The 14,395-nt window shown below is 62.2% G+C and carries 13 protein-coding genes; 11 read left to right on the top strand and 2 right to left on the bottom strand.

Features of this window, described 5'->3' with window-relative positions:
- Positions 1-15: 15 nt before the first annotated feature.
- The 8 genes from BSG19_RS10515 (at position 16) to BSG19_RS10480 (ending at position 8,733) form a co-directional block, all read left to right on the top strand.
- A complete protein-coding gene (locus tag BSG19_RS10515) occupies positions 16-1,437 on the top strand; it encodes a pyruvate dehydrogenase complex E1 component subunit beta (protein ID WP_092987671.1) in 1,422 nt (473 codons plus the stop codon).
- A gap of 13 nt (positions 1,438-1,450) precedes the next feature.
- Positions 1,451-2,809 (top strand): pyruvate dehydrogenase complex dihydrolipoamide acetyltransferase, encoded by a 1,359-nt coding sequence (locus BSG19_RS10510; protein WP_092987669.1) that lies wholly within the window; start codon positions 1,451-1,453, stop codon positions 2,807-2,809.
- A gap of 68 nt (positions 2,810-2,877) precedes the next feature.
- Complete coding sequence (locus BSG19_RS10505; RefSeq protein WP_092987667.1) at positions 2,878-3,516, top strand: SGNH/GDSL hydrolase family protein; 639 nt, start codon at positions 2,878-2,880, stop codon at positions 3,514-3,516.
- A gap of 105 nt (positions 3,517-3,621) precedes the next feature.
- Positions 3,622-5,067: a dihydrolipoyl dehydrogenase gene (gene lpdA / locus BSG19_RS10500; RefSeq protein ID WP_092987665.1), complete on the top strand. Its 1,446-nt coding sequence runs from the start codon at positions 3,622-3,624 to the stop codon at positions 5,065-5,067.
- Between the two features lie 216 nt (positions 5,068-5,283).
- Entirely contained in the window at positions 5,284-6,261 is a 978-nt protein-coding gene (gene lipA / locus BSG19_RS10495; RefSeq protein ID WP_092987663.1) for a lipoyl synthase, read from the top strand.
- A gap of 289 nt (positions 6,262-6,550) precedes the next feature.
- On the top strand, positions 6,551-7,633 hold the full coding sequence (locus BSG19_RS10490; protein WP_092987661.1) for a phytanoyl-CoA dioxygenase family protein: 1,083 nt from the start codon (positions 6,551-6,553) through the stop codon (positions 7,631-7,633).
- 59 nt (positions 7,634-7,692) lie between these two features.
- On the top strand, positions 7,693-8,265 hold the full coding sequence (locus BSG19_RS10485) for a P-loop NTPase family protein (protein WP_092987660.1): 573 nt from the start codon (positions 7,693-7,695) through the stop codon (positions 8,263-8,265).
- Between the two features lie 9 nt (positions 8,266-8,274).
- Entirely contained in the window at positions 8,275-8,733 is a 459-nt protein-coding gene (locus BSG19_RS10480; protein ID WP_092987659.1) for a type II toxin-antitoxin system RatA family toxin, read from the top strand.
- On the opposite strand, the gene BSG19_RS10475 is transcribed toward BSG19_RS10480, so the two are convergent.
- Together BSG19_RS10475 and BSG19_RS10470 are read right to left on the bottom strand one after the other, a co-directional pair.
- Positions 8,712-9,227, bottom strand: a complete 516-nt coding sequence (locus tag BSG19_RS10475; RefSeq protein ID WP_092987658.1) for a CinA family protein — start codon at positions 9,225-9,227, stop codon at positions 8,712-8,714. The two genes, BSG19_RS10480 and BSG19_RS10475, sit on opposite strands and share 22 nt — an antisense overlap.
- On the bottom strand, positions 9,224-10,432 hold the full coding sequence (locus BSG19_RS10470) for a bifunctional 2-C-methyl-D-erythritol 4-phosphate cytidylyltransferase/2-C-methyl-D-erythritol 2,4-cyclodiphosphate synthase (RefSeq protein ID WP_092987657.1): 1,209 nt from the start codon (positions 10,430-10,432) through the stop codon (positions 9,224-9,226). The genes BSG19_RS10475 and BSG19_RS10470 overlap by 4 nt, the downstream gene beginning before the upstream one ends.
- 191 nt (positions 10,433-10,623) lie before the next feature.
- On the opposite strand from BSG19_RS10470, the gene dusB reads away from it, so the two are divergent.
- Genes dusB through ntrC form a run of 3 tightly spaced genes read left to right on the top strand, consistent with a single transcriptional unit; the run spans position 10,624 to position 14,242 of the window.
- Positions 10,624-11,649, top strand: coding sequence for a tRNA dihydrouridine synthase DusB (dusB, locus tag BSG19_RS10465; protein WP_092987656.1), 1,026 nt, complete (start codon positions 10,624-10,626; stop codon positions 11,647-11,649).
- The gene (locus BSG19_RS10460) at positions 11,646-12,791 is read left to right on the top strand and encodes a two-component system sensor histidine kinase NtrB (protein ID WP_092987655.1); all 1,146 of its coding nucleotides are present in this window, start codon (positions 11,646-11,648) and stop codon (positions 12,789-12,791) included. Before dusB ends, BSG19_RS10460 begins: the two co-directional genes overlap by 4 nt.
- Positions 12,788-14,242 (top strand): nitrogen regulation protein NR(I), encoded by a 1,455-nt coding sequence (gene ntrC, locus BSG19_RS10455; RefSeq protein ID WP_092987654.1) that lies wholly within the window; start codon positions 12,788-12,790, stop codon positions 14,240-14,242. The genes BSG19_RS10460 and ntrC overlap by 4 nt, the downstream gene beginning before the upstream one ends.
- Positions 14,243-14,395 lie beyond the last annotated feature (153 nt).

Here is a 14,395-nt window from a genome sequence, read left to right as displayed (position 1 = left end):
ACGAGGGATTGATCCATGCCTATTGAAATTCTGATGCCCGCGCTTTCCCCGACCATGGAAGAAGGCACGCTTTCCAAGTGGTTGAAAAAGGAAGGCGACACCGTCGCTTCCGGCGACGTGATCGCTGAAATCGAAACCGACAAGGCGACCATGGAAGTGGAAGCCGTCGATGAAGGCACGATCGGGAAGATCCTGATCGAGGCCGGCACCGAAAACGTCAAGGTCAACACGGCCATCGCCGTCCTGCTGCAGGAAGGCGAAAGCGCTGATTCGGCCGCAGACGCGAAGCCTGCGGCGCCGAAGGCTGACGCCGATACGCCGACCGCGACCTCGAACGACGCTGGCGGCAAGGCTCGCGAATCGAGCGACGAGCCAACGTCGAAGGCCGACAGCAAGGTGCCCGCTGCGCCCAAGGTCGATGTCGCTGCCGATCCGGATATCCCGGCCGGCACGGAAATGGTGTCGACGACGGTGCGCGAAGCGCTGCGCGACGCCATGGCCGAGGAAATGCGCCGCGACGGCGACGTCTTCATCATGGGTGAGGAAGTTGCCGAATATCAGGGCGCCTACAAGATCACGCAGGGCCTTCTTCAGGAATTCGGCGCACGTCGCGTGGTCGATACGCCGATCACCGAGCACGGCTTTGCCGGCGTCGGCGTCGGTGCGGCCATGGCCGGCCTGAAGCCGATCGTGGAGTTCATGACGTTCAACTTCGCCATGCAGGCGATCGACCAGATCATCAACTCGGCTGCAAAGACGCTTTACATGTCGGGCGGCCAGATGGGTGCTCCGATCGTCTTCCGCGGCCCGAACGGTGCTGCGGCGCGTGTCGGCGCTCAGCACAGCCAGGATTACGCTGCGTGGTACAGCCATATTCCGGGCCTCAAGGTCATCGCGCCCTATACGGCCGCTGATGCCAAGGGTCTTCTGAAGGCGGCGATCCGCGATCCGAACCCGATCATCTTCCTTGAGAACGAAATCCTCTATGGCCAGTCTTTCGACGTGCCGAAGATGGATGACTTCGTTCTGCCGATCGGCAAGGCTCGCATCCACAAGACCGGCAAGGACGTCACGATCGTGTCGTTCGGCATTGGCATGACCTACTCGCTGAAGGCGATCGCCGAACTCGAAAAGGACGGCATCGATGTCGAACTGATCGACCTGCGCACGATCCGTCCGATGGACCTGCCGACGATCATCGAATCGGTCAAGAAGACCGGCCGCCTCGTCACCGTCGAGGAAGGCTATCCTCAGTCTTCCGTCGGTACCGAAATCGCGACCCGCGTCATGCAGCAGGCGTTCGATTATCTCGACGCACCGATCCTGACGATTGCCGGCAAGGACGTTCCGATGCCCTACGCGGCAAACCTCGAAAAGCTGGCTCTGCCGAATGTCGGTGAAGTCGTCGAGGCGGTGAAGACCGTCTGCTACAAGTAAGGGAAGCGGGATCATGCCGATCAACATCACCATGCCCGCGCTTTCTCCGACAATGGAGGAAGGCAACCTTGCAAAATGGCTTGTGAAAGAAGGTGACATCGTCAAGTCCGGCGACGTCATTGCTGAAATCGAAACCGACAAGGCGACGATGGAAGTCGAGGCCGTCGATGAAGGCGTCGTTGCCAAGCTCGTCGTTCCCGCCGGCACCGAAGGCGTCAAGGTCAACGCCCTGATCGCCATTCTCGCCGCCGATGGCGAGGATGTCGGCGCTGCAGCTTCGGGTGGCGGTGCCTCTGCGCTAAAGGCCGAAGCTCAGCCTGCAAAGGCCGATGCCGAGCCGGCGAAGGCGGAAGCGCCGGCCTCGGAAAAGACGGCATCCCCACCGCAGGCCCAAGCTCCCGCAGCGGCGAAGACGGACGGCGACAAGCGCGTTTTCTCGTCTCCGCTTGCCCGGCGCCTTGCCAAGGAGGCCGGTCTCGACCTCTCCGCTGTCACGGGAACGGGACCGAAGGGCCGCGTGATCAAGAGCGACGTCGAGAAGGCCGTCGCCGGTGGTACCGGCAAGGCTGCTCCCGCCACGACAGCTGCACCGGCAACGGCTGCTGCTCCGGCCACGGCCTCTGCACCGAAGGGCATGTCCGACGAGCAGGTTCTGAAGAACTTCGCCGAGGGCTCCTACGATCTCGTACCCCATGACGGCATGCGCAAGACCATTGCGAAGCGTTTGCAGGAATCCAAGCAGACCATCCCGCATTTCTACGTTTCCGTGGATTGCGAACTGGATGCCCTGTTGTCGCTGCGCGCACAGTTGAACGCTGCCGCTCCCGAAAAGGACGGTAAGCCAGCCTACAAACTGTCTGTGAACGACATGGTCATCAAGGCGCTGGCGCTCGCTCTTCGCGACGTTCCTGACGCGAACGTCTCCTGGACCGAGACCAGCATGGTCAAGCACAAGCACGCCGATGTCGGTGTTGCCGTGTCGATCCCGGGCGGTCTCATCACGCCGATTGTCCGGTCCGCCGAGCTGAAGAGCCTGTCGGCCATCTCCAACGAGATGAAGGATCTGGGCGCTCGCGCCAAGGGCCGCAAGCTGAAGCCTGACGAATATCAGGGCGGCACGACGGCTGTTTCCAACATGGGCATGATGGGCGTCAAGAACTTCGCCGCCGTCGTGAACCCGCCGCATGCCACGATCCTTGCAATCGGTGCAGGTGAGGAGCGTGTCGTCGTGAAGAAGGGCGAGATGAAGGTAGCCACCGTCATGACGGTGACGCTTTCCACCGACCACCGTGCGGTGGATGGAGCGCTGGGTGCCGAACTGCTGGGCGCCTTCAAGCGCTACATCGAAAACCCGATGGGCATGTTGGTCTGATTGCAGGCGGCGGAGCGCCACGATGCGTTCCGCCGCTTCTTGTGGAATGACGGGGAGGCGGCGACGAGATGAAGACAGTCCTCTGCTACGGCGATAGCCTCACTTGGGCATATGACGCGGCTGCTCCCGGACGGCATGCGCTGGCGGATCGCTGGCCGACGGTGCTCGGAAATGCGCTCGGCGAGGGTGTTCATGTCATCGCCGAAGGTCTGAACGGCCGGACGACGGCTTATGACGACCACCTCGCCGATGCGGATCGCAATGGCGCCCGCATTCTTCCAACCGTACTGCACAGCCATGATCCGATCGATCTCGTGATCATCCTGCTCGGTACCAATGATATGAAGCCGGTCGTCCACGGCACCGCCTTTGGCGCTGTCCAGGGCATCGAACGTCTGATCGAACTCGTCCGGCATCACGCATGGTCGTTCGAGGCGGATGTGCCGGACATTCTGATCGTTGCGCCGCCAGTGGCCTGTGAAACGGCAAACGCGGCCTTCGCTGCGATGTTTGCCGGTGCCCGGGAGCAGTCGGCTATGCTGGCTTCGCTATATGCGGACCTTGCCGACGAAACGGGATGCGGATTTTTCGATGCCGGATCGGTGGCCAAGACGACGCCCATCGACGGCATCCATCTCGATGCAGAAAATACAAGAGCGATCGGACGCGGCCTCGAGCCGATCGTCCGCGTGATGCTCGGCCTCTAGAGCATTTCCCGGCGAGGCTCTTTGCTTCGCTGCGGGACAATGCGGTCGTAGAAGACATAGAACGGCAGCGCCCCAAGCGCGCCTTGAAAACAGGAAACGCAAGGCATGGCTCAGAATTACGACGTCATCATCATCGGCTCCGGTCCGGGCGGCTACATCGCGGCGATCCGCGCGGCGCAGCTGGGCATGAAGGTGGCCGTCGTCGAGCGCGAGCATCTGGCTGGCATCTGCTCCAACTGGGGTTGCATTCCCACCAAGGCGCTGTTGCGTTCGGCCGATGTGCTGCACAGCGCTCAGCATGCCAAGAACTACGGCTTGACGCTCGAAGGCACGATCTCGCCGGACATCAAGGCCATCGTCGCCCGCTCGCGCGGCATCGCCGAGCGCATGAACGGCGGCGTCGGCTTCCTGTTCAAGAAGAACAAGGTCGATATCATCTGGGGCGAGGCCAAGCTGACGAAGCCCGGCGAAATCCTTGTCGGACCGATCACGAAGCCGATCGTTCAGCCGCAGGGCCCGATCCCGAAGAACACGCTGGGCGAAGGCACCTATACGGCCAAGCATATCATCATCGCCACCGGCGCCCGTCCGCGCGCTCTGCCCGGCATCGAGCCGGACGGCAAGCTCATCTGGACCTATTTCGAGGCGATGAAGCCGGAGCAGATGCCGAAGTCGTTGCTGGTTATGGGCTCCGGTGCCATCGGCATCGAATTTGCCTCCTTCTATCGCACCATGGGTGTCGATGTGACGGTCGTCGAAGTTCTGGGTCAGGTCATGCCGGTCGAGGATGCCGAGATCTCGGCCTTCGCCAAGAAGCAGTTCGACAAGCAGGGCATGAAGATCCTTCTTGAGGCCAAGGTTTCCAAGGTCGAGAAGGGCGCCGACAGCATCACGGCGCATGTCGAGAAGAAGGATGGCACGATCGAGAAGATCACGGCCGACCGGATGATTTCGGCCGTCGGCGTTGTCGGCAACATCGAGAACCTCGGCCTTGAAGGACTGGGCGTGAAGACGGATCGCGGGTGCATCGTCATCGATGGCTACGGCAAGACCAATGTTCCCGGCCTTTACGCAATCGGCGACGTTGCTGGGCCGCCGATGCTCGCGCACAAGGCAGAGCACGAAGCCGTTATCTGCATCGAGAAAATCGCGGGCCTGCCGAATGTCCATCCGATGGACAAGCTGAAGATCCCGGGCTGCACCTACTGCAACCCGCAGGTTGCCTCCGTCGGGCTGACGGAAGCCAAAGCCAAGGCGGAAGGGCGCGAGATCCGCGTCGGACGGTTCCCCTTCGTTGCCAACGGCAAGGCGATCGCTCTGGGTGAAGACCAGGGCATGGTGAAGACCATCTTCGACAAGAAGACGGGCGAGCTGATCGGCGCACATCTCGTGGGCGCCGAAGTGACGGAGCTCATCCAGGGCTTCGTCGTCGCCATGAACCTCGAGACGACCGAGGAAGATTTGATGCACACCATCTTCCCGCATCCGACGATCTCGGAAACGATGAAGGAAAGCGTGCTCGACGCCTATGGTCGCGCGCTGAACGCCTGATCGTGACTTGACGTGGGATGCGCGCGGTCGCATCTGAGGGTAGACGCATGAAGGGCCCGCTATCGGCGGGCCGGCAAACAGCAGGAGCGGGCGACATCGCCGGCTCGAACGTCCCAGAGGGCAGGCTTGCAGCCTGCGACGGGCAAGACGAGCACGAAAAGCTGATGGCTTGTCCGGCCACACGGACGGGCGGAAGCGGGAAGAAAGATCGGACCTATGGTCACCATTCTCGACCGGACCCTGAACGCGAATGAAGCACCGCGCGTGCGCCATCCCGAAAAGGCTCATAAGCCGGACACGGAGATGTTGCGCAAGCCGGAATGGATTCGCGTAAAAGCGCCGACGTCCAAGGGCTATCACGAGACGCGCGATCTCGTGCGCTCGCACAAGCTGGTGACGGTCTGTGAAGAGGCGGGGTGCCCGAATATCGGCGAGTGCTGGGAAAAGAAGCACGCGACCTTCATGATTATGGGCGAAATCTGTACGCGCGCCTGTGCGTTCTGCAATGTCGCAACCGGCAAGCCGAATGCTCTCGACATGGCCGAGCCCGAGAATGTGGCGCTGGCCGTGCGGCAGATGGGCCTGTCGCACGTGGTCATCACCTCGGTGGATCGCGATGATCTGCCGGATGGCGGCGCGGAGCATTTCGAGAAGGTCATCTGGGCGATCCGTGCGGCATCGCCGGAAACCACCATCGAGATTCTGACCCCCGACTTCCTCAAGAAGCCCGGTGCGCTGGAGCGCGTCGTTGCGGCAAAGCCGGACGTCTTCAACCACAATATGGAGACTGTGCCCGGTAATTACCTGACTGTCCGGCCCGGCGCCCGTTACTTCCACTCCGTCCGCCTCTTGCAGCGCGTGAAGGAGCTGGACCCCACCATGTTCACCAAGTCCGGCATCATGGTCGGCCTTGGTGAAGAGCGGAACGAAGTGCTGCAATTGATGGACGACCTGCGCACTGCGGATGTCGACTTCCTGACCATCGGTCAGTACCTGCAGCCGACCCGCAAGCACCACAAGGTCGAGGCCTTTGTGACGCCGGAAGAGTTCAAGTCCTACGAGACGGTGGCCTACACCAAGGGCTTCCTCATGGTGGCTTCAAGCCCGTTAACGCGTTCGTCGCATCACGCAGGTGATGATTTTGCGCGCCTGCGCGCGGCTCGCGAGAAGAAGGTTCTGCTGGCAGCGGAATAATATCGGTCGTCTGACCGTACTCGCGGTATACCGGAAGGGCGGGAGATTGACAGTTCGCCCTGTCCGGTGATGTCTGCCATCGTCATCCGTGCTGGAGCCGGCGGACAGCTTGATGGTCTCTTGAAACAGGCTTCCGCCCAGATCGCTCCTTCTTTGCACGATATAAATTGTGGCACGTCGTACAGCCTTCATCTGCATGGAAGGTGTTCGGTGCGATTCCGTACGTTTTCGGGTTGTATTTGTACGTGTAGTCTTACGCTATCGGCGTTAGACACACGGAGATGCCAGGATGGACGTGCCTGTTGAGGTAACCCCTTCGACCCGACAAAGGGTCGGCTTCGGGAAGCGGCTTGGCGGCCTTGCATTGGCGCCCTTTCATACACTTCAGATCCTGACCGGCCGAAAGGATTTCAGAAACGCCGTTCTTGGCAGCGAACGTTTGAACCGCAAGGGGCTGCATGTCTGGCGGGTGAAGGCCGCGGCGCGGGTCACGGAATGGCGGCGCAAGCGGCTGGCGCATCTGGTGACGCCGGCGGAGCGGGATTTCTTCGCAGAAAATGGCTACATCGAGCGCCTCAACCTGCTGGGTGAACGCCAGTTTCATGCGCTTGTGGAGGAGGTCGAGGCTTTGCGGGCTCCCGCGCGCGAGATGCGGGAAGGTGGTGCGGTGACGCGGCGTATTCCCCTGACGCCCGATGTTCTCCGGTCCGCGCCGACCCTTGCCGCCTTTCTCCGGGACGAGCGCTGGACGGGACCGATCCGCTATGTCGGCGGCTTCGACGTCGAACCCGTTCTCAGCATCCAGACGATCTTCGGCGAGCCTTCCGTCGCCAAGGGGGCCAGGGATCCGCAGACCGACCTTCATATGGACACGTTCCACTCGACGGCGAAGGCCTGGTACTTCCTCTACGACGTCCCGGAAGACGAGGGGCCGTTCACCTATGTCGCCGGCTCCCACAAACTTACGCCGCGTCGTCTCGCCTGGCACAAGCGGCAGAGCGTGCTTGCAGCGAAGCAGCGGCGAGGCGGGTCGTTCCGTATTCCGCTGTCTGCGCTGAAGCGGCTCCGCCTGCCGCAGCCGACGCGGTTTGCTGTGCCTGCCAACACGCTGGTGGTGGGCGATACGTTCGGTTTTCATGCGCGCGGCCACTCCGCCCGCCATTCCATCCGCGTGGAACTCTACGCCTCGCAGCGGCCCAACCCCTTCCTGCCTTTCACCCGCTTCGACAGCGCGAAGCTTCCCTATGTGAGCGGCCGCAAGGAGGTCATCTCCTGGTATTTCGAGGACTGGCTTGTTAAACTCAAGCTGCAGCGGTTGATCTGGCGACCCGTCGGCGTTGTCAGCGCGCGGGAAAGCCCGCCCGGCCGGTAAGCTAATTGACCACGCCAGAGACAGGGCGGGCCGGAGACAGGGCGCGCCGGAGACAGGAAATGGCGCACACTCTCCAGACGATTGAGGACGCCGCTGCCGCCGTTTCCCGCGCACACCGAATCTGCGTTATCGGCTGCTCGGGCGGCGGCAAGACGACGCTTGCGCGAGCGCTCGGGGAACGGCTGGATCTGCCGCATATCTCGATGGACAAGGCGTTCTTCTGGCTTCCGGGCTGGAAGAAACGCGACAAGGCCGGGGAGCGCGCTCTCATCTCGGAGGCCGTCGCGGGCGAACGATGGATCATGGATGGCACGGGGTCTTCGAGCTTCCACCTGCGCATGCCGCGCACCGATGTCGTGCTCTGGCTGCGCCTTCCGCGCTGGCTCTGCCTGCTGAGCGTCTTTCGCCGTGTTCTGAAGAGCTTCGGCCGTGTTCGCCCCGATATGGCGCCGGGCTGCCCGGAGCAGTTGCCCGACCGGGAATTTCTTGCCTATATCTGGAACTTCGAGAGCCGCATTGCCCCGCATATCGAGCGCGAGATTGCGCTGCACGGGCAGCATGTCGCGATTTTCACACTGAAAACGCGTGGCGAGGTTGCGCGCCTCCTTGATCTTGCGTCCGCTGCCGACTAACTGCGTCTCATGCCGAAGTTCGAAACCAGACGCTTGGTGAAGCACTCTCCCGACCAGATGTTCGACCTTGTTGCCGACGTCGAGTCCTATCCGCAATTTCTTCCGCTTTGCGAGGCGCTCAGCGTGAGGACGCGCAAGGAGCGTGACGGCAAGGAGTTGCTTCTGGCCGACATGACGGTCGGCTACAAAGCCATCCGCGAGACCTTCACCACGCAGGTGCTGCTGAACCGAGCCGAGCACCGGATCGAGGTGAAGTATATCGATGGACCGTTCCGCTATCTCGACAATCGCTGGACGTTCGAACCTGCCCCGGATGGCGGCTGCTCGGTGCATTTCTATATCGACTACGAGTTCAAGAACCGCATTCTCGGCGCGCTGATGGGCTCGATGTTCGACCGTGCGTTTCGGCTTTTCGCGGAAGCCTTCGAGAAGCGTGCAGACACGGTCTATGCCGGTGCTACGGCCTGATCCACGAGTTCCTGAAGCATCTCAAGCGCGGTTCTGACGGTAGAAAGTCGCACCGCGTCGCGCCCGACAGCCCCGTACTGCATCGCACGATGGAGAATGACCCCGCGGCGCGTGGCGGCGACGATGTGCACGAGACCCAAGGGCTTTTCATCCGATCCGCCGCCGGGCCCGGCCACGCCTGTCACGGCTACGGCCGCCTCCGCCATCGACTGCATCAGAACGCCGCGCACCATCTCCAGCGCCGTCTCCCGCGAGACGGCTCCGAACTGGTCGAGCGTAACCGGGTTGACGCCGAGCATGTCCACCTTAGCCGCGTTCGAATACGTGACGAAGCCGCGATCGACCACGCGGGACGAGCCTGGAATTTCGGTGAGGGCACCTGCAATCATTCCGCCGGTGCAGGACTCGGCGGTCGCGACCAGCCATCCTTTCGCGACGAAGCTTTCAAGCAGGTTTTCGGCTGACTGGTAGATGTCGTGGGGCCAGATGCTCATCGAAATCCTCCAGGGAAGCTGACGGTCGCGGTCGCGATCGCAGCGATGCCTTCTCGCCGGCCGACGAAGCCGATCTTCTCATTGGTGGTCGCCTTGACCGAGCAGCGATCGAGCGAGATCCCGAGCATGTCCGCCAGCGCCTGGCGCATGGCTTCGCGATGCGGGCCGATCTTCGGCGCCTCGGCAATGAGCGAGACGTCCGCATTCATGACGACGCCGCCATGTCGCCGCACGATCTCAGCTGCGTGTTCGAGAAAGATCCGGGACGCGGCTCCCTTCCACCTGTCGTCGGATGGCGGAAAATGATCGCCGATATCGCCAGCACCGCAGGTGGCAAGAAGAGCATCCGTCAGCGCGTGCAGCGCGACGTCGGCATCGGAATGACCAAGCAGAGACTGATCGTGGGGCATGAAGATGCCGCAGAGCGTGACGCCATTGCCCGGCACCAGCTGGTGCACGTCGTAGCCATTCCCGGTCCGCACATCGATCGTGCTGCCGGTCAGTTTCTCGTTTGCCATGGCAAGGTCCTGTCGCGTGGTCAGTTTCACATTGTTCGCAGAACCCTCGACGAGGGCGACCGGCAGGCCTGCCCATTCCGCAATGGATGCGTCGTCCGTAAAATCGGATCGTCCGGACGTGGCCGCGGCTTCATGGGCTTTCAGAATATCGGAAAGCTCGAAGCACTGTGGGGTCTGCGCCGCATACAGCCGATCACGCGACACGGTTTCCAGTACGTCGCCGGAAGCATAGGCACGCTTCAGCGTATCCGTGACCGGCATTGCGGGAAGAACGGCTTTGAAACCGGCAGCGAGTTTGTCGAGACACCTGTCGAGAAGGTCGGGCTCGACGAAGGGCCGCACGCCATCCTGAATGAGGGCATAGGCGGCACCCATATCGGCGAGCGCTTTCAGGCCGGCAAGGACCGAAGCCTGCCGCGTTGCGCCGCCATGAACGATGGTGACGTCGGGACGGCGATGGCAGGCAGCGAGCGCGGAATCAAGGAGGGTCGCGTCGTCAGGATGAATCACGACAACCACGGCACTGGCCTTGCCCCAGTTCGAGAAAGCGTCGACAGTCCAGGCGATGACGGGGCGCCCGCCGATGCGGCGATACTGCTTCGGACCCTCGACCGAGGCGCCAGCGCGTTCGCCGCGTCCTGCCGCGACGATGACGACGCCGCATGAAAGTTCGCGTTCTTTTTGCATCTGCTGTAAGACGCCTCCTGCCTGCACCGAACCGCCGCTCTAAAAGAGTGTCGCTCGGCTCATAGGCGCGTTTAACCCGCGCCGAGGGGCTTTGCCAGCCAGACCGGCAGGCGAAGAAGGAAAATTACGGATGTCGTGCGAAAGCGCTTGGCATTGGCGATATCTATGTCTAAAAATAGTGCAGAAAAACCATGTGCCTGAAAGATAATCACTTGCAGATTCCGACATTGTCATCGCCCTTCGCGATCGAAGGGATGTCGTTTCGCAACCGCGTGGTGCTCGCGCCCATGTCCGGCGTGACCGACCTGCCGTTCAGGCAGCTGGCATGGCGCTACGGCGCAGGCCTCGTCGTGACCGAGATGGTAGCAAGCCGCGAGCTGGCTTGCAATGCAGGCGAGAGTTGGGCGCGGCTGAAAAATGCAGGCATCACGCCGCATATGGTGCAGCTGGCCGGCCGCGAAGCGCACTGGATGGCAGAGGCTGCGAAGATCTCCGCCGCAAACGGCGCCGACGTGATCGATATCAACATGGGGTGTCCAGCGAAGAAGGTCATCGGCGGATATTCCGGCTCGGCGCTGATGCGGGATCCGGATCACGCGCTGTCGCTGATCGAGGCGACGGTTCGCGCTGTCGATGTCCCCGTGACGTTGAAGATGCGGCTCGGCTGGGACGAGACGACGATGAACGCGCCGGAGATCGCGCGCCGCGCAGAGGCGGCCGGCATCCGCATGGTGACGATCCACGGTCGCACGCGCATGCAGTTCTACAAGGGCCACGCGGATTGGGACGCGATCCGCGCCGTGCGCGATGCAATCTCTCTGCCGCTGGTAGCCAATGGCGACGTCTCGACGCTGGAGGACGCGACGGAAATCCTCAAGCGCTCGGGTGCCGACGCTGTCATGACCGGGCGTGCCTGTCAGGGGCGTCCGTGGCATGCGGGCGTGCTGGCCGGTGCCTGTTCCGAGCCGGAAGGGCAGGCGCGTCTTGATGTGATATCAGAGCATTACGAGATGATGCTCGCCTTCTATGGCATGGAGACGGGACTTCGCCACGCGCGAAAACATCTCGGCTGGTACATCGATAGGTTCGCCGCAGGTGCTCCCGGGCATCGCAAGGCATCCGTGTTGACGGCGACGGATCACAAGGCGGCGCTTTCGGGTCTTCTCGAGCTTCTTCGGGACGGCGAGACAGCGGATGAAAGGACGATGGCAGCATGAGCGGCAAAATAACCGACGACACGAAGAGCGTGTTGCCGATGGCGGTGCTGAACGCGATCCAGAACCCGGTCGTCCTTGTCAACGAGACCGGGCTGGTGACCTTCGCCAACTGGGAAGCCGAGGCCTTCTTTGGTGCCAGCGCCAACTATCTGGCCCGTCATGACATCAGCACCTTCATTCCCTTCGGCAGTCCGCTGCTGACGCTGATCGATCAGGTTCGGGAGCGGAAGGCCGCGGTGAACGAGTATAGGGTCGATCTCTCGTCGCCGAGGCTCGGTGCCGACAAGCTTGTCGACCTCTACGTCGCGCCCGTGCTTTCGGAGCCTGGCTGCGTCGTCATCGTCTTCCAGGAACGCTCCATGGCCGACAAGATCGACCGGCAGTTGACGCACCGCGCCGCCGCCCGTTCGGTGACGGGCCTTGCCTCCATGCTGGCGCACGAGATCAAGAACCCGTTGTCCGGTATTCGCGGCGCCGCGCAGCTGCTGGAAAGCTCCGTCAACGACGAGGATCGGGCGCTGACCCGGCTGATCTGCGACGAGACCGACCGTATCGTCTCGCTGGTCGATCGCATGGAGGTGTTCTCCGACGAGCGCCCTGTGGACCGGCACCCGGTCAATATCCATTCGATTCTCGACCACGTGAAGGCTGTGGCGCGGGCGGGTTTCGCGCGCCGCATCCGCATCACGGAGAATTACGACCCCTCGCTGCCGCCGGTCTATGCCAATCGCGACCAGCTTGTGCAGGTATTCCTGAACCTCGTGAAGAACGCGGCAGAGGCCATCGGCGACAAGCCGGACGGCGAGATCATGCTGACCACCGCTTACCGCCCCGGCATCCGGCTTTCGGTTGCCGGCACGCGGGAGAAGATCTCGCTGCCACTGGAATTCTGTGTGCATGACAATGGTCCGGGCGTGCCCGCCGATCTCGTGCCGCACCTGTTCGACCCCTTCATCACCACGAAGACCAACGGCTCGGGCCTTGGTCTCGCGCTGGTCGCAAAGATTATTGGCGGTCATGGCGGCATCGTCGAATGTGACAGCCAGACCAACCGAACGACATTTCGTGTCCTCATGCCTGCGTCGAAAGGACCGACCGCCGAGGACCCCGAACCCATTGCTGTAAAAGGGAAGACCCGATGACTGGCGCCACGATTCTCGTTGCTGACGACGACGCAGCCATCCGCACGGTGCTGAACCAGGCGCTGAGCCGCGCTGGTTATGATGTCCGCATCACCTCCAATGCCGCAACCCTCTGGCGCTGGATTTCGGCCGGCGACGGCGATCTGGTACTGACCGATGTCATCATGCCGGATGAGAACGCATTCGACCTGTTGCCGCGCATCAAGAAGGCCCGACCCGAGCTGCCGGTTCTCGTCATGAGCGCACAGAACACCTTTATGACCGCCATCAAGGCTTCGGAAAAAGGCGCGTACGACTATCTTCCGAAACCCTTCGATCTCACCGAACTGATCGCCATCATCGGCCGGGCGCTGGCGGAACCCAAGCGCAAGCCCGCCAAGATGGACGACGACACGCAGGACGGCATGCCGCTGGTTGGCCGCTCCGCTGCCATGCAGGAAATCTACCGCGTGCTCGCCCGCCTTATGCAGACGGACCTGACCCTGATGATCACGGGCGAGTCGGGCACGGGCAAGGAGCTGGTGGCACGGGCGTTGCATGATTACGGCAAGCGCCGCAACGGCCCCTTCGTCGCGATCAACATGGCCGCCATTCCGCGCGACCTGATCGAGTCGGAGCTCTTCGGCCACGAGAAGGGCGCTTTTACCGGCGCGCAGAACAGGTCTACCGGCCGGTTCGAGCAGGCCGAGGGCGGCACGCTGTTTCTCGATGAAATCGGCGACATGCCGATGGATGCGCAGACGCGGCTTTTGCGGGTGCTGCAGCAGGGCGAATATACGACGGTTGGCGGGCGCACGCCGATCCGCTCCGACGTTCGGATCGTTGCAGCTACCAACAAGGACCTGAAGCAATCGATCAACCAGGGCCTCTTCCGCGAGGATCTGTATTATCGCCTCAATGTCGTTCCGCTGCGCCTGCCGCCGCTGCGCGACCGGGCAGAGGACATTCCCGATCTTGTCCGTCACTTCGTCCAGATGGCCGAGAAGGAGGGTCTCGACGTCAAGCGCTTCGAGCAGGAAGCGCTGGAACTGATGAAGTCTCACCCCTGGCCGGGCAATGTGCGCGAACTGGAGAACGTCGTCCGCCGCCTGACGGCACTCTATCCGCAGGAAGTCATCAGCCGGGAAATCATCGAGAGCGAGTTGCGTTCCGACATCCCCGACAGCCCGATCGAAAAGGCAAGCGGACGGTCCGGGCCGATGTCGATCTCTCAGGCGGTCGAGGAGAACATGCGCCAGTATTTCGCGGGCTTCGGCGATGGCCTGCCGCCATCCGGGCTCTATGACCGCGTGCTCGCGGAGATGGAATATCCGCTGATTCTGGCCGCTCTTACGGCGACACGCGGCAACCAGATCAAGGCCGCGGATCTTCTGGGGCTCAACCGCAATACGCTGCGCAAGAAGATCCGTGAACTCGGTGTCTCCGTGTATCGCAGTTCGCGCAACGCTTGACACCCTTTCCATACCGTTGCATTTACGCCACATTGTGTTGCTTGGATGACACATGGAAGCCGACTCGCCATCACGTTGGTGCAAGGCTTCATTGTCATCGGGCGAGGTCCGGGATCGCTGAGATACCCGGATAAGCGGGACCGTTTTCTTCGG

Source organism: Rhizobium sp. NFR03 (assembly GCF_900111275.1).
Lineage (GTDB): Bacteria > Pseudomonadota > Alphaproteobacteria > Rhizobiales > Rhizobiaceae > Ferranicluibacter.
This window is presented reverse-complemented; position numbering and strand designations above follow the sequence as displayed.